The organism is Klebsiella sp. 18074, from assembly GCF_902705905.1.
Classification (GTDB): Bacteria; Pseudomonadota; Gammaproteobacteria; order Enterobacterales; family Enterobacteriaceae; genus Klebsiella; species Klebsiella terrigena.
The window spans coordinates 1-21753 of record NZ_CACSIS010000014.1; the positions used below are offsets into that span (position 1 = coordinate 1).

22 protein-coding genes and 4 pseudogenes are annotated in these 21753 nt (G+C 55.1%); 8 read left to right on the forward strand and 18 right to left on the reverse strand.

Annotated elements, in window-relative coordinates:
• Positions 1–120, reverse strand: a 120-nt coding sequence (locus tag GVK32_RS29165) for a hypothetical protein (RefSeq protein ID WP_227698077.1), incomplete at its 3' end; no start/stop codon positions are given.
• A 185-nt stretch (positions 121–305) separates the two neighbouring features.
• Here GVK32_RS29165 and cedA point away from each other — a divergent pair.
• Positions 306–545 carry a cell division activator CedA gene (cedA, locus tag GVK32_RS14935; protein WP_041145143.1) on the forward strand — a complete coding sequence of 80 codons (240 nt, stop codon included), beginning with the start codon at positions 306–308 and terminating at the stop codon, positions 543–545.
• 70 nt (positions 546–615) lie between these two features.
• Here cedA and GVK32_RS14940 read toward each other — a convergent pair whose 3' ends face one another.
• The 4 genes from GVK32_RS14940 to hxpB all read right to left on the reverse strand — a co-directional run bounded on the left by GVK32_RS14940 (position 616) and on the right by hxpB (position 4399).
• Positions 616–2007: an L-cystine transporter gene (locus GVK32_RS14940; RefSeq protein ID WP_123707627.1), complete on the reverse strand. Its 1392-nt coding sequence runs from the start codon at positions 2005–2007 to the stop codon at positions 616–618.
• A gap of 135 nt (positions 2008–2142) precedes the next feature.
• Complete coding sequence (locus tag GVK32_RS14945; protein ID WP_128878396.1) at positions 2143–2733, reverse strand: metal-dependent hydrolase; 591 nt, start codon at positions 2731–2733, stop codon at positions 2143–2145.
• 91 nt (positions 2734–2824) lie between these two features.
• A complete protein-coding gene (gene kduD / locus GVK32_RS14950) occupies positions 2825–3586 on the reverse strand; it encodes a 2-dehydro-3-deoxy-D-gluconate 5-dehydrogenase KduD (protein ID WP_159869275.1) in 762 nt (253 codons plus the stop codon).
• Positions 3587–3730: 144 nt separating this feature from the next.
• Entirely contained in the window at positions 3731–4399 is a 669-nt protein-coding gene (gene hxpB, locus GVK32_RS14955; RefSeq protein WP_076945360.1) for a hexitol phosphatase HxpB, read from the reverse strand.
• A gap of 151 nt (positions 4400–4550) precedes the next feature.
• Here hxpB and GVK32_RS14960 point away from each other — a divergent pair, with 151 nt between their 5' ends.
• Complete coding sequence (locus GVK32_RS14960; RefSeq protein WP_123707629.1) at positions 4551–5087, forward strand: YniB family protein; 537 nt, start codon at positions 4551–4553, stop codon at positions 5085–5087.
• Between the two features lie 32 nt (positions 5088–5119).
• Here GVK32_RS14960 and yciA read toward each other — a convergent pair whose 3' ends face one another.
• Positions 5120–5518 carry an acyl-CoA thioester hydrolase YciA gene (gene yciA / locus GVK32_RS14965; RefSeq protein ID WP_095096945.1) on the reverse strand — a complete coding sequence of 133 codons (399 nt, stop codon included), beginning with the start codon at positions 5516–5518 and terminating at the stop codon, positions 5120–5122.
• Between the two features lie 182 nt (positions 5519–5700).
• On the opposite strand from yciA, the gene GVK32_RS14970 reads away from it, so the two are divergent.
• On the forward strand, positions 5701–5937 hold the full coding sequence (locus GVK32_RS14970; RefSeq protein ID WP_041145150.1) for a hypothetical protein: 237 nt from the start codon (positions 5701–5703) through the stop codon (positions 5935–5937).
• Between the two features lie 119 nt (positions 5938–6056).
• Here GVK32_RS14970 and GVK32_RS14975 read toward each other — a convergent pair whose 3' ends face one another.
• Both GVK32_RS14975 and GVK32_RS14980 read right to left on the reverse strand, forming a co-directional pair.
• Positions 6057–6593, reverse strand: coding sequence for a septation protein A (locus GVK32_RS14975; RefSeq protein ID WP_045855040.1), 537 nt, complete (start codon positions 6591–6593; stop codon positions 6057–6059).
• Positions 6594–6647: 54 nt separating this feature from the next.
• Entirely contained in the window at positions 6648–7391 is a 744-nt protein-coding gene (locus GVK32_RS14980) for a YciC family protein (RefSeq protein ID WP_041145152.1), read from the reverse strand.
• Between the two features lie 363 nt (positions 7392–7754).
• Here GVK32_RS14980 and ompW point away from each other — a divergent pair, with 363 nt between their 5' ends.
• Together ompW and GVK32_RS14990 are read left to right on the forward strand one after the other, a co-directional pair.
• Entirely contained in the window at positions 7755–8390 is a 636-nt protein-coding gene (gene ompW, locus GVK32_RS14985; protein WP_076945362.1) for an outer membrane protein OmpW, read from the forward strand.
• A 458-nt stretch (positions 8391–8848) separates the two neighbouring features.
• Positions 8849–10192, forward strand: coding sequence for a colicin-like pore-forming protein (locus GVK32_RS14990; protein ID WP_159869277.1), 1344 nt, complete (start codon positions 8849–8851; stop codon positions 10190–10192).
• Between the two features lie 71 nt (positions 10193–10263).
• On the opposite strand, the gene cui is transcribed toward GVK32_RS14990, so the two are convergent.
• The 4 genes and pseudogenes from cui to GVK32_RS15005 form a co-directional block, all read right to left on the reverse strand.
• Positions 10264–10800, reverse strand: coding sequence for a colicin immunity protein Cui (gene cui, locus GVK32_RS14995; RefSeq protein WP_159869280.1), 537 nt, complete (start codon positions 10798–10800; stop codon positions 10264–10266).
• Positions 10801–11011: 211 nt separating this feature from the next.
• A pseudogene (locus GVK32_RS29175) lies at positions 11012–11157 on the reverse strand (SOS response-associated peptidase); the annotation flags it as partial.
• 76 nt (positions 11158–11233) lie between these two features.
• Positions 11234–12341: pseudogene (locus GVK32_RS15000) on the reverse strand (IS3 family transposase).
• A gap of 68 nt (positions 12342–12409) precedes the next feature.
• Positions 12410–12625, reverse strand: a pseudogene (locus GVK32_RS15005) (SOS response-associated peptidase family protein); the annotation flags it as partial.
• A 353-nt stretch (positions 12626–12978) separates the two neighbouring features.
• Here GVK32_RS15005 and GVK32_RS15010 point away from each other — a divergent pair.
• Positions 12979–13095, forward strand: a pseudogene (locus tag GVK32_RS15010) (OmpW family outer membrane protein); the annotation flags it as partial.
• Between the two features lie 85 nt (positions 13096–13180).
• On the opposite strand, the gene GVK32_RS15015 reads toward GVK32_RS15010, so the two are convergent.
• Complete coding sequence (locus GVK32_RS15015; RefSeq protein ID WP_159869283.1) at positions 13181–14656, reverse strand: carboxylesterase; 1476 nt, start codon at positions 14654–14656, stop codon at positions 13181–13183.
• Between the two features lie 311 nt (positions 14657–14967).
• Positions 14968–15675: an SDR family NAD(P)-dependent oxidoreductase gene (locus GVK32_RS15020; RefSeq protein WP_159869286.1), complete on the reverse strand. Its 708-nt coding sequence runs from the start codon at positions 15673–15675 to the stop codon at positions 14968–14970.
• A 120-nt stretch (positions 15676–15795) separates the two neighbouring features.
• On the opposite strand from GVK32_RS15020, the gene GVK32_RS15025 reads away from it, so the two are divergent.
• On the forward strand, positions 15796–16704 hold the full coding sequence (locus tag GVK32_RS15025) for a LysR family transcriptional regulator (protein WP_159869289.1): 909 nt from the start codon (positions 15796–15798) through the stop codon (positions 16702–16704).
• A 158-nt stretch (positions 16705–16862) separates the two neighbouring features.
• Here GVK32_RS15025 and GVK32_RS15030 read toward each other — a convergent pair whose 3' ends face one another.
• The gene (locus GVK32_RS15030; protein ID WP_159869292.1) at positions 16863–17810 is read right to left on the reverse strand and encodes a zinc-binding alcohol dehydrogenase family protein; all 948 of its coding nucleotides are present in this window, start codon (positions 17808–17810) and stop codon (positions 16863–16865) included.
• A gap of 76 nt (positions 17811–17886) precedes the next feature.
• On the opposite strand from GVK32_RS15030, the gene GVK32_RS15035 reads away from it, so the two are divergent.
• On the forward strand, positions 17887–18351 hold the full coding sequence (locus tag GVK32_RS15035) for a MarR family winged helix-turn-helix transcriptional regulator (protein ID WP_159869295.1): 465 nt from the start codon (positions 17887–17889) through the stop codon (positions 18349–18351).
• 23 nt (positions 18352–18374) lie between these two features.
• Here GVK32_RS15035 and trpA read toward each other — a convergent pair whose 3' ends face one another.
• Genes trpA through trpCF form a run of 3 tightly spaced genes read right to left on the reverse strand, consistent with a single transcriptional unit; the run spans position 18375 to position 21750 of the window.
• Complete coding sequence (gene trpA / locus GVK32_RS15040; protein WP_045855047.1) at positions 18375–19184, reverse strand: tryptophan synthase subunit alpha; 810 nt, start codon at positions 19182–19184, stop codon at positions 18375–18377.
• Positions 19184–20377, reverse strand: coding sequence for a tryptophan synthase subunit beta (trpB, locus tag GVK32_RS15045; RefSeq protein WP_041145169.1), 1194 nt, complete (start codon positions 20375–20377; stop codon positions 19184–19186). The genes trpA and trpB overlap by 1 nt, the downstream gene beginning before the upstream one ends.
• 14 nt (positions 20378–20391) lie before the next feature.
• Positions 20392–21750, reverse strand: a complete 1359-nt coding sequence (trpCF, locus tag GVK32_RS15050; protein ID WP_159869298.1) for a bifunctional indole-3-glycerol-phosphate synthase TrpC/phosphoribosylanthranilate isomerase TrpF — start codon at positions 21748–21750, stop codon at positions 20392–20394.
• Between the last annotated feature and the right edge of the window lie 3 nt (positions 21751–21753).

Consider the following 21753-nt stretch of genomic DNA (forward strand, 5'->3'; position numbering starts at 1 on the left):
GGGCGGGGTTGGGCGCCACTGCTGGTCATCAGGGGCCAGCGAATCAAGACCGGGCTTCGCTTCGCGGTCCTCGTCTACCGACGGCGGGTGGTACTGCGGGTTATGGTGTTTATCAGACATTGCTCGTCTCCTGTTTCCATTACTGAAAATGGTCGTTGCTGAACCAAAACCCTTCGAACTATAGAATATTACGGCTATCGTGCCTTGCCGGAGCAAAACGAGCGGCAAGCAGGGGGCGACGCAAAGGGGGATTTTCGGCTATGATGGCGGTTCTGTTCCCGCTTTGTTTAGTGAATCCATGAGCTATGAAAACACTTCGCCAACAAAATCGCCCTGTCATTAGCTACGTGCCTCGAGCGGAGCCAGCGCCGCCGGAACACGCCGTCAAAATGGACGGTTTTCGCGACGTGTGGCTGCTGCGGGGGAAGTACGTTGCCTTTATTTTGCTCGGAGAGCACTTTCGTCGTTCTCCGCCGTTTAGCGTGCCGGAATCGGCGCAGCGCTGGGCGATGCAAACCCGGCAGGAAAACGAACTGGCTCCCTGAGCGCAGAATTGAGCAATAAAAAACCGCAGATAGCGCGCGCTATCTGCGGTTTTTTTATCCCAGCCTGGGGCTAGCGATGCGCCAGTTCGGCGTCGTCTTCGCTCTCAAGAATGGTTTTATCGGTCTGGCGCAGCCACTGGCTGGTCAGGGTACCGGCGGTCATTGAGCCGTTGACGTTCAGCGCGGTGCGGCCCATATCGATCAGCGGCTCAACCGAAATTAACAGCGCGACCAGCGTTACCGGCAGGCCCATCGCCGGCAGGACGATCAGCGCGGCGAAGGTTGCGCCACCGCCAACGCCGGCGACACCGGCGGAGCTCACGGTCACAATGCCGACGAGGGTGGCAATCCACAGCGGATCGAGCGGGTTGATCCCGACGGTGGGGGCGACCATCACCGCCAGCATGGCCGGGTAGAGGCCGGCGCAGCCGTTTTGACCAATCGTGGCGCCAAAGGAGGCTGAGAAGCTGGCGATAGATTCCGGTACGCCCAGACGACGGGTTTGCGCTTCCACGTTCAGCGGAATCGACGCGGCGCTGGAGCGGCTGGTGAAGGCAAAGGTCAGCACCGGCCACACCTTGCGGAAGTATTTCAGCGGGCTCACGCCGTTCACCGCCAGCAGCAGCCCGTGGACCACGAACATGATGCCAAGGCCAAGGTAGGAGGCGACAACGAAGCTGCCGAGCTTGATGATGTCCTGCAGGTTGGAGCCCGCCACGACTTTGGTCATCAGCGCCAGTACGCCGTACGGGGTCAGCTGCATCACCAGGCGCACCAGCTTCATCACCCAGGCCTGCAGGGTATCGATGGCGGTCAGAACGCGCTGGCCTTTGGCGACGTCATCCTTCAGCAGCTTCAGAGAAGCGACGCCGAGGAAGGCGGCAAAGATAACGATGCTGATGATAGAGGTCGGGTTAGCGCCCGTCAGGTCGGCAAACGGGTTCTTTGGCACGAAGGAAAGGATCAGCTGCGGAACGCTGAGGTCCGCGACTTTACCGGCGTAGTTGCTCTGAATGGCGTTCAGGCGGGCGGTTTCTGCGCTTCCCTGCACCAGCCCTTCGGCGGTCAGGCCAAACAGGTTGGTCACCAGTACGCCCACCAGGGCAGCGATAAGGGTGGTGAACAGCAGGGTACCAATGCTCAGGAAGCTGATTTTACCCAGCTGCGAAGCGTTGTGCAGGCGCGCGACGGCGCTCAGAATAGACGCGAACACCAGCGGCATGACGATCATCTGCAGCAGCTGTACGTAGCCGTTGCCAACGATATTGAACCATTGAATGGAATCTTTCAGTACCTGGCTGTCGGAGCCGTAAATCAGCTGCAGAGCAAGGCCGAATACCACGCCAATGACCAGACCAACCAGTACTTTTTTGGCAAGGCTCCACTGTTTGTGGCGGGTTTGGGCCAGTGCAAACAGCAAAATCGCGAACACGATAACGTTCGCTATAAGTGGAAAGTTCATCCCCGTTCTCCTGATATCTTTTTATTACCTGGGCTGGCCTGTGGACCAGCTCTTATGGCGCAAGGTTAGCAGAAGCGGAATTCATTACTTATATTCAAATGGAATTGATTATAACTAATTTGATATTTCGTTTATTTATCGTCCGGTCTGCTGACTAATAAAGCGATTGAAGGTTATCTGCAGCGTATTAATCATGCCGGACGACCAGCGAACGGCGCTATTATCGGCGAAAGTCTGCGGCATCCACACCGCGTAGACAAACAGCGCCATGCACAGCGCGCGCTCCAGCTGGTTGCCCTTGCGCGGCGCCAGGATGGGCAGGCGAAAACGCCAGCGGCAGGGCCACAACAGAGGTACCCCGGCGGGGGTCAGCATATCGGCAAGAATATGGCTGAGGTAGCCGAGCACCAGCCCCTGCAGCGCGTCGGCGGGTACAAACCAGCTTTCCGGAACTTTCAAATAGAAAAGGGTGATCGCCGCGAATACCGCCAGCAGGCTGTGGGTGAATCCCCGATGGCCAAACGCGCGCGCCACCGGTCTTGAGACCCAGCTCAGCCGCTGGCCCAGAAGTGATTTAGGGTGATCGATATCGGGTAGCAGGCAGGTCAGCACCGCGGACGGGACGATATGCCACCAGTCGCCCTGTGCCAGCACGGGCGTGAGCTCCGCATTTTTAGCAAATACCGCACAGGCGATAGAAAAGAAGAGATGGCCTTCCGCCGTCATGATAAAAACCCTAAACTGTCAATTCATACAGTATAGGGTTTTTATACAGTGTGTGAAAGAGGTGACGGTGTAACTCTTTATCACAAAATTGTCAGCGCGCCAGCCACCCGCCATCCACCGCCAGGGTGTAGCCGTTCACGTAATCCGCCGCCGCAGAGGCGAGGAACACCACCGGTCCCTGCAAATCATCAGGTAGCCCCCAGCGCCCAGCGGGAATGCGGTCGAGGATCTCTTTACTGCGCTCGCTATCGTCGCGCAGCTGTTGGGTATTATTGGTCGCCATATAGCCCGGCGCGATGGCGTTAACGTTAATTCCATGTTCCGCCCATTCGTTGGCCATCAGGCGGGTCAGGCCGAGCACGCCGCTCTTGGAGGCGGTATAGGAGGGGACGCGAATTCCGCCCTGGAAGGAGAGCATCGAGGCGATGTTAACGATCTTGCCGCCGCCGCCCTGCTGAATAAACTGCCGGGCGACCGCCTGGGATAAAAAGAACACCGACTTCAGGTTGAGGTTCATGACGTCGTCCCAGTCGCGCTCGCTAAAGTCGAGCGCGTCGGCGCGACGTATCGTCCCGGCATTGTTGACCAGAATATCTATCCGGCCCATGGCGGCAACGGCCGTCGCTACGATTTGGCTTATCTCGTCCTGGCGGCTGAGATCCGCCTGAACGGCACAGAAGCGGCGACCCAGCGCCCGGACTTTTTCTGCGGTTTCGTGCGGGATCTTACGGTTGACGCTGACGATATCGCACCCGGCCTCGGCAAGCCCGACGGCCATTCCCTGACCCAGCCCAGTGTCACATCCCGTCACGATCGCGACCTTACCCGTAAGATCGAAGGCATTAAGTATCATATGTCCCTCCGTATGCTGATGTATGCGTGAGTGCACGCCGTTACAGCCAGCATAGAGGGACCTGCGGGAAAATACAATTAAAAATGAAACGCTGTTTTATTTTATGTGATGAGGCCGCCGCTGCTTCCTCATCACGCCGGCAAGTTAGCCGCGCAGGTCGCTGACGCTAAGCGCTGCCAGCGTCGTTAGCTGAACGTCGGCGAGCGCAAACCGGCGGTCGTGGCTATGCTCCTCGGCGGGGATGACGATTGAGCGCATGCGCGCCGCTTTACAGGCGATCATGCCGTTAATCGAGTCCTCCAGCGCCACGCAGTGCATCGGATCGACGCCGAGCTTTGCCGCGCAGTCGAGGTAGACTTGCGGATGCGGTTTGCTGTAGGTCAGCAGCTCGGCGGAGGCCAGGGCGTCAAACTGGTCGCGCAGCTCAAACATGGTGAGCACTTTTTCCAGCATCCGCAGCGGCGAGGCGGAGGCGAGGCCGATCTTCAGCCCCTGGGCCTTGCACAGCGCCACGGCCTCGCGCACGCCCGGCAGCAGCGGGCGCGAGGCTTCCACCAGCTCAATGGCCCGGCTGATGATCCGCGCGGTGACGTCGGCGCGATCAGGCCCGGTCCACGGCTGCTGTGCAAACCACAGGTCCACCACTAAATCGATGCGTAACCCGAGAATATCGGGCAGTTCGCCGCGACGGCTGATATCTACCCCGAGGCTGGCTATCACCTCCAGCTCCGCCTGATCCCATAGCGGCTCAGAATCAATCAGTAATCCATCCATATCGAAGATTGCGGCATGAATTTGGCGCCTGGCTGACATATGTCCCTCTCCTGTAGCGTAAGTCGATAACCAATTTGCATTCATGGTATATCATACCGCGCTTTATTGGGCGAAATTCGCCAGTGAAGGTAGACTTAGAACCTGACCGGTTGGTTCTTGGCAGTGAAGGCGTCTTAAACAAGGGGAACCCATGACGTATCAACAAGCTGGACGCATTGCAGTACTTAAACGTATTTTGGGGTGGGTCATCTTTATTCCGGCGATACTATCGACGCTGATTTCCGTACTGAAGTTTATGTATGAGCACAGCGAGAAGAAGCCGGGTATTGACGCGGTGATGATGGATTTTGCGCACGTCATGATTGAAATGATGCGTTTTAATACGCCGTTCCTTAACTTTTTCTGGTACAACTCGCCGCTGCCGGACTTTAAGCACGGCCTCAACGTTGGCTTCTGGATAATCTATATTCTGGTCTTCGTCGGGATGGCGCTGCAGGCATCCGGCGCGCGCATGAGTCGCCAGGCGAAGTTCCTTCGCGAAGGAGTTGAGGATCAGCTGATCCTGGAACAGGCCAAAGGTGCGGAAGGGCTGACGCGGGAGCAAATCGCCGAACGCATCGTAGTGCCGCGCCACACTATCCTGGTGCAGTACTTCCCGCTGTATGTTCTGCCGGTGGTGATTATTATTATCGGCTACTTCTTCTTTTCTCTGCTCGGCTTCCTGTAAGCGAGAAATTGCCCGGCCTGCCGGGCAATGTGTCACTCGCCGGGAATGGCGCGCGGCTTGCCCTGGTTATCCACCGCCACGTAAATAAACAGCGCTTCCGTTGCCTTGTAGCGCTGACCAATAGGCTCAGATGAGACCTTCTTCACCCATACTTCGATATTAATGGTGATAGAGGTATTGCCACGCTTTACGCAGCGGGCGTAGCAGCACACCACGTCGCCGACGGCCACCGGGCGCAAAAAGGTCATGCCGTCCACGCGGACGGTAACCACGCGGCCGTGGGCAATCTCTTTGGCCATAATCGCGCCGCCGATATCCATCTGCGACATCAGCCAGCCGCCAAAAATATCGCCATTCGCGTTGGTATCTGCCGGCATTGCCAGGGTGCGTAAAACCATTTCGCCCTTCGGGGCGAGATCCGTTGTTGTCATTCTGTACTCTGTCAGGGTCAATGAAGATCTGGCGCGATGCTACTATGAAAACCGCCGCGTGAGAATAGCCGTCGCTGCCTGGCCCTTAGCCAGCGCCGGGTCGGCTTAAAAATTAAGGGGTATGGAAAATGTATGGCGGCTAAATCATACTCATTCCCTCTGTATACGTTGAGGACGCGAGCATGAACGACGATTTCCAGGCGATAAAAGATGAATTCGAGAAGCACGGGGAAGAGGCCGGGGAAGGGATAGCCCAGGCAATGTACGGGGCCTTATCGCAGCGCCTGGCGCCCTACTTCTTTAACCTGGATGACATCAATAAGCGCAGATTTCTCATCAAGTTAGATGAGGGAGAAAAAGAGATCGGCACGCGGCAGAAATATGACTGGTTTGCCGCCCTCAGCAGGAGCAAACCCTAGGCCGGGTATTGCCGCAAACCCTGCGCTGCGGCGAAAAAAAAGCACGCTTTGCGTTTTTTGAATCCGCAGGCGTGCTTTTTAGCGTTAAACGCGCAATCAGCGCGCCGGGCCTTTATCGATTACTTGTCATCCTGCGGCATATGGCGGTAGATATAGACGCCGCTCAGCAGGGTGAAGACCAGGGTCAGGGCGGTCAGGCCAAAGACCTTGAAGTTGACCCAAATATTCTGCGGCAGCCAGAACGCAATGTAGATATTCGCCAGCCCGCAGAGGATGAAAAACACCGCCCAGGCGAGGTTTAAACGTGACCATACGTGCTGCGGCAGCGTCAGCTCTTTGCCGAGCATGCGCTGAATCAGCGGCTTTTTCATGACCCACTGGCTGAACAGCAGGGCGCCGGCGAACAGCACGTAGATAACGGTCACCTTCCATTTAATAAACTCGTCGTTATGGAAGAAGATCGTCAGGCCGCCAAAAACGGCGACCAGCACGAAAGTGATCAGCGCCATTTTCTCAATTTTGCGATAGCGCACCCAGGTGTAGATCAGCACTACCGCGGTGGCGACAATCAGCGCCGTGGTGGCGGCGTAGATATCGTAGAGCTTATAGAATGCGAAGAAGACGACCAGCGGTAAAAAATCCAGAAACTGCTTCATGCATAGGTTCCGTAGTTCAGTGCGGGTCGGGAGGTTTCCCGACCCTGGTTAAATTTAGTTGCGGATAAGCATATACAGGCGGAATAAATAGATCAGCAACAGCGCGGAAATCAGGTTGCTGATGGTATTGATAACCACCGCGCCGACGTTTGGCGTCAGCACCGCAAAGCTTGAAGCCAGCAGCAGCAGCGCGGTTTTGGCCAGCAGCCAGCCGAGCACCGCCGGCGCCACCAGGCGCATATTTGCCCACGCCAGTCGGATGCTGCCGCGCATAGCGCTGAGGATCCCCAGCTTATCCTGCACCAGCATAATCGGGGCAAAGGCCAGCACGATGGCTAACAGCACGCCCGGCACCAGCACCAGCATCATCCCAATCTGCACCAGGAAGGTGGTGAACAGGATCAGCAGCAGCAGCTTTGGCAGAACCGGCGCCGCGGCGCCAATCGCGCGCAGAGCGCTGACGCGCTGCCCGGCGGAGACCAGCTGAATCATCAGCAGCACGCCGCCTGCAAGGATGGCGTTACCCACCAGTCCGGAGAAGGTTGAGGCCGCAGAGGCGCGCAGCAGAACCTGCTGCTGCTCCGGCGTCATGTTCTGTACCAGTTCAAACAAGCCTGCGCTACCCGCCAGATTATCGCCTTCGCTCAGAATCGAGAGCTGCTCTTCGCTGGGGGAAAACGCGTGACCAAGGACTACCGTTATTAGCGCGCACAACAACGCAACCAGCAAAATGGTAATGAACTGATTACGAAAAAAATTTCCCGTGTCACGGTAGACGGACTTCGCCGTGATAGACATGCACTCTCCTTGAGTATTGCAGGTGTTAACTAGCCGGCGATTGTACCGCAAATCGCTGCAGCGTAGCAGCCTCTGCTCACGCCAGGCTAAGTATATCTTTGTAAAGAGGAGTGAGCGCCGTATCCCGCTGAGTATGGCTTTTGCCGCAGGCTCTGTCGCCGTAAAAGCGGAGCGCCGGTGCATCGGCGACGAAATATGGCGAAATTTGATCTACTTAATCATTCGCTTATTGCATCCTGCTGCAAAAATTAATCTGGATCAACAAATGTTAAAACTAATGATTTTGTGTGATCTATGTTGGATCAAATCTAACTCATTGTGGGTATATTCTCCGCGCTGAATAACCATAATGAGGAAGTGGGTATGAAGAAGTTAGCAGCGGTAGGATTAATTTTGAGTACGCTTTCCGGGGGCGTCTGGGCGCACGAAGCCGGAGAGTTTTTCATTCGCGCAGGTTCGGCCACCGTTCGTCCGACGGAAGGTTCTGACAACGTGTTAAATAGTCTGGGCAGCTTTAACGTCAGCAATAACACGCAGCTGGGATTAACCTTCACCTATATGGCGACGGACAATATCGGCATCGAGCTGCTGGCGGCTACGCCGTTCCGCCATAAGGTCGGCACCGGCCCGACGGGCACCATCGCCACGGTACACCAGCTGCCGCCAACCCTGATGGCACAGTGGTACTTTGGCGATGCGCAAAGCAAGGTGCGCCCTTATATCGGCGCCGGTATTAACTACACCACCTTCTTTAACGAAGACTTTAACGACACCGGCAAAGAGGCCGGGCTCTCCGATCTGAGCCTCAAGGATTCGTGGGGCGCCGCCGGGCAGGTTGGGCTGGATTATCTGATTAACCGCGACTGGCTGCTCAATATGTCGGTGTGGTACATGGATATCGACACCGATGTGAAATTTAAGGCCGGCGGCGTGGACCAGAAAGTCAGTACCCGCCTGGATCCGTGGGTGTTTATGTTCTCTGCGGGATACCGGTTCTAAAGTCTTCTGCAAAACCCCAGCAAAACTCTTCTGCAAAACTGGTCATTATATGACCAGTTTTTTCCATTCTTTTCCGCGTGAATCATTGTACCTGTCGGTCATTGTTTTGCTCGTATGACCGTTCAGAAAATTATCGAGCTAGCTCTGGCGAGAGACCGCCTGAGGTCAAAGAAGCCTGCATTGAGTTGCATATGTGTCGTGACTCTGCAGGAAAACATTTACGTGCTGCGTCGCGCTCCGCTTTGGCTGAGTGATATTAAAAGTCTCTATAAAGCAGTTTAGTACGAACTTCCTTTCCCTCATCAACAAAACTTATGTTGACGGATAAAAACATACTCCTTAAAGTGCTGTATATGCATACAGTTACGTATGTAAGGATAAACATCAAAATTTATTACAAGTATGTGTCAGGGGAAAATGAGAAATATTTCAATTGCCTGAAAAATAAGGAGAACATAATGCCTGGATTTAACTACGGTGGTTATGGGGATGGTACTGGCTGGAGCTCTGAAAGTGGTGGCACAACGCCAGGGGGTGGTTCAACAGGAAATACAGGTAATCACGATGGAGGTGGCAGTACAAATTCCAGTGGACAGTCTACAGCTGAGCAAAAACAAATTGATACTATCAGAAATAATCCTGCTCTTCGTAAGAAATTAGCTGACATGATTGCGGCCGCGCATAATATCAATCCCTATGCGAAGGTCACCGTTCAAAAAATTTCTAAAAAAGGTGTGATGACTATCTCGGTCACTGAGCTGGATGGAAACCAGGCGAAAAAAATTGGTCTGAGCGGTCTCATTATGGAGCTCGATGCTAGCGGCACAAAACTGGCAGTCGGCGAATTTGCGACCGGAGTTTATCGCATCGATGAGAACGAACCAGTCGAACACCGTTCTACTCCTACATCGCTTGAGATTGCAACCACAGGTACTACTGATAAATTTACCTATGATCCTAAGTCAGGAACATATTCTTCAACTAAACGTTTCGATAGCGTGGGTACAATAAAAGATCTTACTATTACGGGTGATTATAGTTACAGGCTACATCTTGATGGCTTTATCCAAACTATAGATGCTACTGTCATTAATGCTGACCCCAATAACATCGATGTTGTACTGCACGACTGGAAGGGACCACAAGACAAAACTAAATCTGGGGTGAAAAAATTAATAAAGGAATTTATTAATTTTAAATTGACCGAAGAAAGCGGGTTACTGGAAAAGACTGGCGATATTATCGTATCTGCAAGCAAAGACGCCAGCAAAGCTCTTGGAGCTAAGTACCAGGGGATTGCAAATGAAATCGCAGCCGATGTGAAAAATTTTCAGGGGAAAAGCTTCAGAAATATTAACGACGCAATGGCCTCTTTAAATAAGGTTTTATCTAACCCTAAGATGAAGGTCAGCGCGGCTGACAAATCTGGCCTGCTGAACGCATGGAATCACCTTAACGCCACAGATATGGCCTATAAGTTCGGCTTTCTTTCCAAAGCATTTACAGGTGCAGATATGACCATGAAAGTTGAAAAACTCAGGCAGAAATCTATCACTGCCACTGAAACCGGGGACTGGGGACCTGTATTGCTCGAAGTGGAATCATGGGTGCTCAGTGGTATGGCAACAGGGTTTGCTTTGGCCGTTCTTGCATCAGTTTCAACATTCCTTGCGGCAACTGTCGGCCTTCCGGTATCGGTGGTCACTGTCTTGGGCATTATCGGGATTTCATTAGCGGCATCCCTTATCGACGACAAACTGGCTGACAAAATTAACAACTGGTTGATTAGTCCAGCCCATTGAAAACTATAGCAGGCGGGAAACCGCCTGCTATTATTTAAATATCACTTTTTACAAAATTAAAAAGATAGTTTTTATTTTTTATTTAACACCTTGAATGTAGCCGCAATGACCAAAAGATAATACGCGGTAAAAACATAACAAATTGCATAAATAATCATGAATAATAAGGTGAGAAGGTAGTCATTTTGCGTCATTACCCGATACAGTCTCCCTGATTCAGTCATCTCCGTGGAGTTGAAGAGTAGCATGTAAATTATTGGGAAGTATAATAATGAACATAATGCAAGACCCTTTACCATTGTGCCGACTGACTGTCCACTACTTGTTTGAATATGTTTAAATGATAATATGAACAGAACTAAACCCCAGAGTGGGGCCGTCTTACACCACACATTCATTACTGAGCTAAGCAGTGGATTATTTGCCGAAAGCAGTGTGGGGAAATAGAGGCTAACAGAAGAAATCTCTTTCAGTAATAGAGCGTCAGGGTTATTTTTGTAAACAAAAAAAACAATCACGATTGGCATGATTGTGATGATTAACATGATAATCATTCTCTTTGCCATAGCGCTATTATCGGGTTTTTGACCAGCTTTAATGTTGCGCATAACAATCTCCGGAATAAAAATGTTCATCCTAGCCACATATTATAATAATCAATACAGAAAATTAATCCATTTTCGACCCAAAATCTGCTGCAGAGTTTAAAGATTTAACTGACCACTATCACCGCCACACGGTTACTATCCCTAAAAGTTGTCCGGCAATCCACCATTTCCCTCCGCGCATAATCTCTGAGAACGGGATAGAGGCGCATCAGTCGCTCTGCAGCAAAACTCTTGTGCCAGGGGCAATGTTATAGCGGCCAACTGGCGTCGGGTCCTAGGCGATATCTCGATCTGCTTCATCGGCAAGGAGAGAGCGATAATATTCTCAATCATTGACTGAGAAAAGTGTCGGCACATGGTTAACTCCAGCGACCAGACTTAGAGTATAGAAGTGTCGAGAGTCAGAAGCCCTGTTCCTGTAAGAGTACCCGTTTTAGTTCCACGCACTTTTCGAGATTTCCGGGTTTTTGGCCATCAGCCTGTACTCTTCCGGCGTCAGGTTATTCAGGGATTCGTGAGGCCGCTCGCTGTTATATTCAGCTAGCCAGCGCTCAGTGATTTCCCGCGCTTCATTCAGGGTACTGAACAGGTAAAAATCCAAGATTTCTGTCAGGTAAGTCCGGTGAACCGTTCGATAAAGGAATTCTGCGTTGGTTTACCCGGCTTGATAAAGTCCAGCATCACACCATGCTCTTCAGCTCACTGTGCCAGTGCCAGTGAAACCAGTTCTGGCCCGTTATCCATTCGCATCTTCAGCGGATATCCACGGTTTGCCACGACCCTGTCCAGTACCCTGACCACCCGCTGTGCCGGGATATTCAGGTCGATTTCTGTCGCCAGTGCTTCACGTTTAAAATCATCCACCACATTGAAGGTTCTGAAGCGCCTGTCGCACACCAGCGCACCGTGCATAAAATCGATGGACCAGCTCTGGTTAAGTGCCTCAGGCGTCGCCAATGGTGCCGGGTTGCGCACTGGGAGGCGTTGCTTCCCTTTGCGGCGAAAATTCAGTTTCAGCAGGCAGTAAATCCGGTGCATTCGCTTGTGATTCCAGGCATTACTCTGTCTGCGCAGCACCTGGAACAGCTTCTTAAAACCGTACCGGGGATAACGTTCAGCCGCTTCTGTCAGCACCAGGATCACGGGCTCATCCCGGCGGAGATCGGGCTGGTAAAAATACACCGTCCTGCTCAGCGATAATGTCCTGCATGCCTGGCGTAAGCTCATAGAAAATTGCACCGTCAGATAGCTGACAAGCTCACGCTTCATCGCTGGTCTTAAAGCTTTTTTCGATGACTTCTTTTAACGCACGATTTTCCAGACTCAGGTCGGCAAACATCTGCTTCAGACGACGATTTTCGTCCTCAAGGTCTTTTATTTTTTTGATATCAGCTGCTTCCATCCCGCCGTATTTCGCCTTCCAGTTGTAATAGCTGGCTTGAGACACCGGCTTCACGGCAGACATCCTTAACAGTTCGCCCAACTTCGACGGACTTCAGAACAGCGAGGATCTGGTGCTCAGTAAATCGGATCTTACGCATAGCGATCTCCTCAGGGGGATATAATCAGTATGTCGGAAGATCTCTAAAAGTGAATGGTTCGTTTTGCAGGGATACTTACACCACCACCCGGGTGCGTATCCCCAGTGAACAGGATCGAGGTGTAGTTGTTCGTCGCGCTCGCTCAGCAACAGGACTTGGTGCTAGGCGCAACGTTTGTAGCGACCGATCGGTTCGGGGTCAAAGGCGATATCCCGCTCGGCCTTTTCTGCCAGATAAGCCAGGTATTCTTCTCGCGTTTGTGATTGAGCAAAGCGTCCACACATCGTTACCTCCTGTTCACATACAGAAAGTATCGAGCATGGGGGGAAGTAAAAGTGTTGGTATATTATCCCCGTAAAAGCGGCTAACTTATTGAAAATATAGGCATGAAAGACATCAGGCATACCAGTTAATTACGCCATGTCATTGGTATACATACTTTCTTCCTCGGTCTTGAAAACCGGTCTTTTGATGAGGAATTGTTGCATTTCAAACAAAAAGATCGTTCTGCAAAACAATTTTTATTTTCAGACAAATCAATACGTTAAAGTAGCGCAAAAAAACCATATTTTTACATGCATATACCATATTTTTATCTTAAAAAACATACCATTACTCTTTTCTTGGTGGTGTGTTGGTATGGTACATGGATATCGACACCGATGTGAAATTCAAAGCCGGCGGCGTGGACCAGAAAGTCAGTACCCGCCTGGATCCGTGGGTGTTTATGTTCTCTGCGGGATACCGGTTCTAAAGTCTTCTGCAAAATTCCGGCAAGGCGGATCATGATATGACCCGCCTTGCCGGTGCGACCGGGTCATTCGACGCCGCAGCCGAAATCAATCTCTGCCGGGAGCGGCGGCGGCACCGGCGTCGATTCCTTCATCGATCCGCGTAATCATATAGGGGAAGAAGGGATTTGAAGACTGGCGCATGAGTGAATCCAGCCCAACAACCAGCACCGAGCGCTCGCCACGGGCAGCAAATGTCCCCAGGCTGATACCATATTGATTCAGCGGATGCGGATAGCGCCCATATAAGGAGTCACTTAAAGGGAAGGGGAGAGCAACGTGGGAAAGGGAGTAGACGTCTGGCAAATAGCGCTGCCCCTGCAGGGTTTCCATAGATTGTTCTGTTTTCCCGGCAGGCGTTGTGCGGATCTCCATTTCTGTCGTGCCAGCATTAGCGTTAGTGATGATCGTGGTTCTATAAAGCCGCGGAGCTGCAGGGAGCAACCGGGACAGCGCGGTGTATGATGTTCTGCGTAATAACGAATTAAACCTCACCGCATGATTCAAATCGAACAACACTATTTCACTGCCGTTATCCGGTAAACGGTTGTACAACGCCGTGACGATCGCCCGCGTACTGACGGTTGAATCCATGACCGATTGAAATGTCAGCACCGGAGGTAGGCTTGCCATTTTTTTATTACGCGAGTCAGTGACAATTTGGCTCTGAAGCGCCTTTGTCAGCAGGAACGACTGGCGGGCGGCATTGGTCGGGAATGAGTTATATTTAAACGGATTGAACTCCGGCATTATGCCTAACCATGCGGCTTTGGCGAATGCGGGGAGAAACGCAGGCCAACCCGCCAGGCCGGAAAAGCGCGCGAAGCTTGTAATACCAATCATCGGCGAAATCAGGATCACGCGCTGTGGCTTAGCCAGGCCGGGATTATCCAGAGCATCCAGCGTATATTTCATTGCCAGAGCACCGCCATTGGAAAATCCGACCATATGCAGCGGCACATCATGACCAGCAAGCTTTTGCGCTTCTCTCACCGCAAGCCGCGTTGCGGCAAGCCAGTCCTGCCAGTTCACGTCGGTCAATGCTGCAGGGACGGTGCCGTGCCCCGGTAATCTGATCCCAATGGCGATATAGCCATGCTGACGGTAGTTATTGGCAATATGCCTTAGGCTGTAGGGGGTATCCGTCAGACCATGCAACAACACCACTGCCCCTTTGGGCCTGGCGTCCGGCATCATAATGTAAGATCGATTCCAGTTTGTTGGGAATTTGTCCGGATAGATAGGACTATCGGCATAGTAACGATTCAGTTCAGTTTGCTGTTGGACATCAAGCTTATCCGTGACGTTACGTTTAACTTCGTTGAAGAGCGAGTTTTCTCTCTTGATGTAATCGTTCCAGTCTGCGCTGTCGATTTCATCCGCGTCCATCTCATCCGGGACGTACGTATGCCAGAGTTGCAGGTCGGGTCCGCGCTGAATGTCATACAGCCGTATCCCAATAGCGCCAACCACTAAGAGAAGTAAGGAGAATACGATACGTTTTAACCACTTTGCGAATTTCACCGCGTTGGTTCCTGCCCTAATCCCATATTTTTTAAGTATAAAATAAAATCAGGCGCTACATACAGACCGTCTTGACGCTGATGCAGAACTTAAGTCGCTGCGGCCCACCATTTCGGTGGGCCATCCTGTGTAAAAATCAGGCTATTTTTCGAAGCGGCAAAAGGGGCCGGTCTGCTCATTGATGAACCCATCCCGATGTTATCGGTTCTCAGCCTCTTGTAGCCCTGGTCGCTGTATGACCGGGTCCTACCGGCTCTCTATGCCTCTGCGCCTTACCGGGCGTCTTCCCCCGCAATACCGTCCTGTACCCATCACCACGGCACGGTGCGGCCCTGATAATCCAGATACTCCAGCCCCGGCCGCTGGCGTTTCTCCAGCAGCACCTTGACCAGGCTGGGAATGGTCTCCTCGATGGTCAGCGGCGCAGCTATGCCGCCCAGCGCGGTGCGGATCCAGCCCGGCGCTATCGCCACCATGGGGTGCGTCGCAGAAGCCGCGCGGGCGGCAAAGCTGCGCATAAACATATTCAGCGCGGCCTTGCTGCCTCTGTACAGCTCGCGCTGCCCGCTAAGGTTATTGCCGAGACTTCCCTGTCCGGAAGACATCACGCCGAGCAATCCTGACGGGGTCACGTGGCGCTGCAGGCGCTCAATGACCCGCATTGGCGCCAGGGCATTGGTCTGCATCACCTGCATAAACTCCGCTGTGGAGACCTCGCCGATGGTCTGCGAAGGATCGCGGTTGGTGGTTCCGGCATTGACAAAGAGCATCTCCAGGCGGCTTCCCGAGAGCCTGTGGTCCAGGGCGGCCAACTGCTCGTCGTCGCAGACGTCCAGCGTTTCAAGGCGCACCCGGCCGGGGTTGTCCCGGGCGAGCTGGTGAAGCGGCGTAGGGTGCGTAATATCGCGTACGGTACCGATAACGTTCCAGCCGTGTCGCAAAAATTCGGCGGCCATCGCGTGGCCCAGCCCGCGAGAGGCGCCGACGATTAAAATGCTGTGATGAGTAAGAGGGGTCATAGTCGAAATCCGCAGTAAAGAGTGAGGATCTGACTATAGTCATAGGCTATATCAGGCGGAAGGCGCAGCATGTGCACTGTTAGCATGCGCCGCACGCCCTATCTTACGGCAGGATACCTTATGACCGATCCCGATTTTAATCTTCTCGTTGCCCTCGACGCGCTGCTGGCCGAAGAGAGCGTGGCCGGGGCGGCGCGACGGCTGGGGATCAGCGCATCGGCCATGAGCCGGACGCTCACCCGCCTGCGCGACGCGACCGGCGATCCGCTGCTGGTCAGGGCAGGGCGTAAAATGGTGCTAACCCCACATGCGCAAAATATCAAAGCGCGCGCGCAGAATGTGCTGTTCGAGGTGCGTTCGGTCCTGAACGCGTCGCTTTCGCCGCTTCATCTCCCGACGCTGGAGCAAACCTTTACCTTGCGCACCAACGAAGGCTTCGTCGAAACCTTTGCTCCGGCGCTGATTGCTGCCTGCGCGCGGGATGCGCCGGGAGTGACGCTCACCTTTGTGGCTAAGACCGAGAAGGATCCGCAGTTTTTGCGCGAGGGGCGGGTGGATCTCGAGATTGGCGTACTCAAGAATATGGGGCCGGAAATCCGCCTGCAGGCGCTGTTCCGCGATCGTTTCGTCGGCGTGCTGGCGAAGAGCCACCCGCTGGCGCAATCGGCACGCCTGACCCGGGAGGCGTATATCTCCTGCGGGCACGTGATTACCTCTCGTCATGGCATGGTGCAGGGGCCGGTTGATGACGCCCTGGCCGGGTTCGGCCTGCAGCGTAAGATTGTCGCCGTGGTGCCCAGCTTCGCCGCCGCGCTGGCGGTTGCCCGCCGTTCGCAGCTGATTGCGCTGGTGCCGGCATCCTATATTGGCGACGGCCCTGCGGCCGATATCGCCGTTTTTGAGCTGCCGGTGCAGACGCCGGAAATCACCGTTTCGCAGATGTGGCATCCCCGACAGGAGCAGGAGCCCGGCCACCGCTGGTTGCGTCAGCGGGTGCTTAGCGTATGTCGTCAGACGCACCAGGGGTAAAAAAAAGCCCGCAACGAATGCGGGCGAAAAATACTGGAAGCAATGTGAGCAATGTCGTACCGAATACCTGAGTGTTTTGCTCAACTATTCGGTAATGAGAAAGATAATGTTTCTCATTTAAGATATCAACCCCATCTTTTGTGCGGAAGTGATTTTTTTTAATCGATCACGAAAACGCTGCGCTTCTGGCTGTTGTCGCGTGGCCAGGCGGTCGCCACTTCCCGTAGCGGCAGCGGCGTGGTGGCGATAGTAAACCCGCCGGCCGCGGCGGCCTGCAGCATCTCTCCGGTTGCCGCCAGCAGCTGGGCCATCGACAGGCTGCCGATCCCGCTGCCCAGCAGCTGCAGCGGCGCCGAACGCAGCACCGCGCCGTTGAGTGAAATATCCGCCCCGGAGAGAGAGCCGACCTGGACATAGCGTACCGGCGCATGGCCGGGGCTGCTTTTTGCCAGCGCCGGGAGCAGCAGCTCGGCGCTATGCCCCCACAAATAGTCGACGACGACGTCAATCTGCCCCGCGGCAAGCTCGGCGAACTGAGTGCGCAGAGTCGCGTCATCCGCAGTCAGGTTGATGCAGACGTCCGCCTCGAGCGCTGCCAGCGTCTGCGCATTACGCCCGGTGGCGATCACTTTTTTCGCGCCCAGATAGCGGGCGATCTGGATAGCCAGCTGTCCGGCGCTGCCGGTGGCGCCGTTGATCAGCACCGTCTCACCGGCGATAAAGCCCGCCCGTTTAACCAGCGCAGCCCAGGCTGACATCCCGGGGTTGGCCATGGCGGCGGCGGTGACATCGTCCAGCGCGTCCGGCAGCGGAATGCAGTTAGACGCCGCCACCGGCGCCCGTTGCGCCATGCTGCCCCAGGGCGCGCGAGGAAAGGCGAAGTAAACGCGCTGCCCGTCGGGCAGGGTTCCCGCGCCGTCGATGCCCACCACGAAGGGCAGACGACCGTCAAAGCTGTAGTGCTTGCCGCTCGCCCGGCCCTTGACGACGTGGCTGATGGCGGCGGCGCGTACGTCGACCAGGAGGTGATGTTCATCGGCCTGCGGATCGGCAAAGTCGGCCCACACCGGGCCCTGCTGGAGTTCGAATACGACGGCTGCTTTCATGGTGTTACCTCCGGGAAGAATTACGTGTAAAATGCACATATCAGATAACGGCACTATACACCGGGTTAAATAATATATGCAAGATGCACATAATGGTTACGATATCACCGACTTTCACGGCGCGCTGCTGGATATCATCCGGGTGATGAATCTGCCGGTGCGCGATGAGCAGATACTGCAGGCCGCCGGGGTGCAGCTCGATCAGATCCTCTTCCCGCTGCTGGTGGCGATAGGGCGCTATGGGCCGGTGGGCGTAGTTGAGCTGGCGGATAGCCTGGGACGGGATTACACCACCGTCAGCCGCCAGGTGAAAAAGCTGGAGGCGCAGGGCCTGGCGCTGAAGCAGCCCAACGTTAGCGATCGACGGATTAGCGAAGTGACCTTGACCGTGCAGGGTCAGACGCTGATTGAACGCATTGCGCTAGCCAGAACGCGGCTGATGAATCAGGTGCTGATGGACTGGACGCAGGAGGATGTGCTGGCGCTGTTCCGCCTGACGCGTCAATACGCGGACAGCCTGCAGCAAAAAATAACCGCCTGACCAATGGCCAGGCGGTCGGGGCGTTAAGCTGCTTTAGTGGCGGCTTTAAGGCTCTGCACAAAAGCCTTCAGCTCGGCCAGCATCGTTTGCGGATCGCTGAGGTTACGTTCGATGATTTTGACGATGGCGGAGCCGGAGATTGCCCCGGCGGCGCCGGCGTCAATCGCGGCGGTTACCTGATCGGCTGCGGAAATACCGAAGCCCTGCAGCGGCGGCGCGGCGTTATATTCGCGCAGCTTCTCAATAAGATGATGCAGCGGCAGGGCGGCGCGGTTTTCCGCTCCGGTGACCCCGGCGCGCGACAGCAGATAGGTATAGCCGCGACCAAAAGAGGCAATCTGGCGCAGCAGCTCGTCATCGGCATTCGGCGGGCAGATGAAGATGGGGGCGATATTGTGCCGCATCGCCGCCTGGCGGAACGGCGCCGACTCTTCGATGGGCACATCGGCGACCAGCACGGAATCCACACCAACCCGCGCGCATTCGGCATAGAAGGCGTCAATGCCGGGGCTGAACACCAGGTTCGCGTACATCAGCAGACCGATAGGGATCGTCGGGTGCTTGTGACGGATTGCCGCCAGCATCTCGAAGCACTGCGCCGGCGTCACGCCGGCGGCGAACGCACGCAGGGCTGCGCCCTGGATAGTCGGGCCATCGGCCAGCGGGTCGGAGAAGGGAATACCCAGCTCCAGAGCATCGGCGCCCGCTTCGATCAGCGTATCGACGATCTGCAGCGACAGCGCCGGGTTGGGATCGCCCAGCGTGACGAAGGGAACAAACGCGCCTTCCTGGCGGGATTTCAGTTGTGCAAACAGCGTCTCATAACGTTCCATCAGATTTCCCCTCGCGCTTTCAGAATATCGTGTACGGTGAAGATGTCTTTATCGCCGCGACCGGACAGGTTAACCACCAGCAGCTGCTCTTTTTCCGGATTTTCACGCATCATTTTTAGCGCATGGGCCAGGGCGTGGGAGGATTCCAGGGCCGGAATAATCCCCTCATGGCGGGAGAGCTCTTTGAACGCTTCCAGCGCCTCGTTGTCGGTGATCGACACGTAGTCGGCGCGACCGGTGCTGTTGAGGAACGCATGCTGAGGGCCCACCGACGGGAAGTCCAGCCCGGCGGAGATAGAGTAAGATTCCTCAATCTGGCCATCATCGGTCTGCATCATCGGCGATTTCATACCGAAATAGATACCCACGCGACCGTGCTTCAGCGGCGCGCCGTGCTCGCCGGTTTCAATTCCGTGGCCCGCAGGTTCAACCCCGATCAGCCCCACGTCGGTTTCATCGATAAAGTCAGCAAACATGCCGATAGCGTTGGAGCCGCCGCCGACGCAGGCGATGACCGCATCCGGCAGACGGCCTTCGCGCTCAAGGATCTGCGCTTTGGTCTCTTCCCCGATCATGCGCTGGAATTCGCGGACGATGGTTGGGAACGGGTGCGGGCCGGCTGCGGTACCGAGCATATAGTGAGCGGTATCGTAGCTGCCGGACCAGTCGCGCAGCGCTTCGTTACAGGCGTCCTTCAGCGTGGAGGAGCCGCTGTGCACCGGGATCACTTCCGCCCCCATCAGGCGCATGCGGAAGACGTTTGGCGACTGGCGCTCAACGTCTTTAGCGCCCATATAAATGCGGCATTTCAGGCCGAGCAGCGCGCTGGCGAGCGCGGAGGCCACGCCGTGCTGGCCGGCACCGGTTTCGGCAATGATTTCGGTTTTACCCATGCGCTTCGCCAGTAATGCCTGGCCCAGCACCTGGTTGGTTTTATGCGCGCCGCCGTGGAGCAGATCTTCACGCTTGAGGTACAGCGTGGTGCGGGTGCCTGCGGTCAGGTTGCGGCACTTGGTTAAGGCCGTCGGACGACCGGCGTAGTTCTTCAGCAGGTCGCTAAATTCAGCCTGGAACTCAGGATCTTTCTGCGCGCTGACGAAAGCTTCTTCCAGCTGGCGCAGGGCGGGCATCAGGATCTGTGGGACGTACATACCGCCAAATTCGCCAAAATAGGGGTTCAGTAAAGTACTCATTATTGCATTGCTCCTTAATATGCGCGCAGCGTCTGGAAAACCGAGGCCAGCTTGCTGGCATCTTTTATACCCGGCTGCGACTCAACGCCTGAATTAAAATCGAGTCCGGCACAGCCGCTTTTGGCGGCTTCTACGCAGTTATCGGCACCGAGTCCGCCTGCCAGCAGGACGTTACCCAGCTCCTGGCCCTGTAAAAGCGTCCAGTCGAAGCGCTGACCGCTGCCGCCCTGGCCGTTATCGAAGAGATATTTATCGACGTGATGCAGGCTGCGTTCCGGCAGCGTGTCACCCACGCTGAGCGCTTTCCAGATCTGGACTTGCTCCGGCAACCGCGCGCGCAGCGCGTCGATATAGGCCTGATCTTCGCTGCCGTGCAGCTGAACCGCAGCCAGCTGCAGGCTCTCTGCGCGCTCGGCCACGTCCTCGACCGGCGCATCGCGGAATACTCCGACGTAGCGCAGCCCGGCGGCCTGGATAATCTCTTTAGCCTGCACCTCGTTGACGACGCGCGGTGAGCCAGAGACAAAAATCAGCCCGCCGTAGATGGCGCCGGATTCATAGGCCACCTGAGCGTCCTGAGGTCGGGTCAGGCCGCAAACTTTGTTTTCACCGAGCAGCACGCGCCTGACGGCCGCGTCGAGGTCATCGTGCTCCATCAGCGCGGAGCCGATCAGGAAGCCGTTAGCAAAGTGGCTCAGATCGCGGACCTCGGCGTAGGTATGAATCCCGGATTCGCAGATCACGGTGACGTCATGGCCCAGGCGCGGCGCCAGCTGGCGGGTGCGGTTGAGGTCAATCGACATATCGCGCAGATCGCGGTTGTTGATCCCGACCACCTTCGCCTTCAGCGCAATGGCGCGTTCCAGCTCTTCTTCGGTACTCACTTCGGTCAGCACACCCATATTGAGGCTGTGCGCGACGGCGGCGAGCTGGCGATACTGCTCATCGTCAAGCACCGACAGCATCAGCAGACAAGCGTCGGCCTGATAGTAGCGCGCCAGATAGATCTGATAAGGATCGATGGTGAAATCCTTACACAGTATCGGCTGCGGCGCGATGGCGCTGACGATGGGCAGAAAATCAAAACTGCCCTGGAAATATTTCTCATCGCACAGCACCGAGATCGCCGAGGCGTAGTTCTTATACACTCCGGCGATTTCCGCCGGGTCAAAATTCTGGCGAATCAGGCCCTTCGACGGCGAGGCTTTTTTGCACTCGAGAATAAACACGCTGCGCGTCCCCGCCAGGGCATCGTAGAAGTTACGCTGCGTCGGGACGACCTCGTTTTGAAAACTGGCTAACGGCTGCTGCTGCTTGCGGGCTTCTACCCAAATCGCTTTGTCGGCAACGATTTTTGCTAAAACGGTCTGCATTAT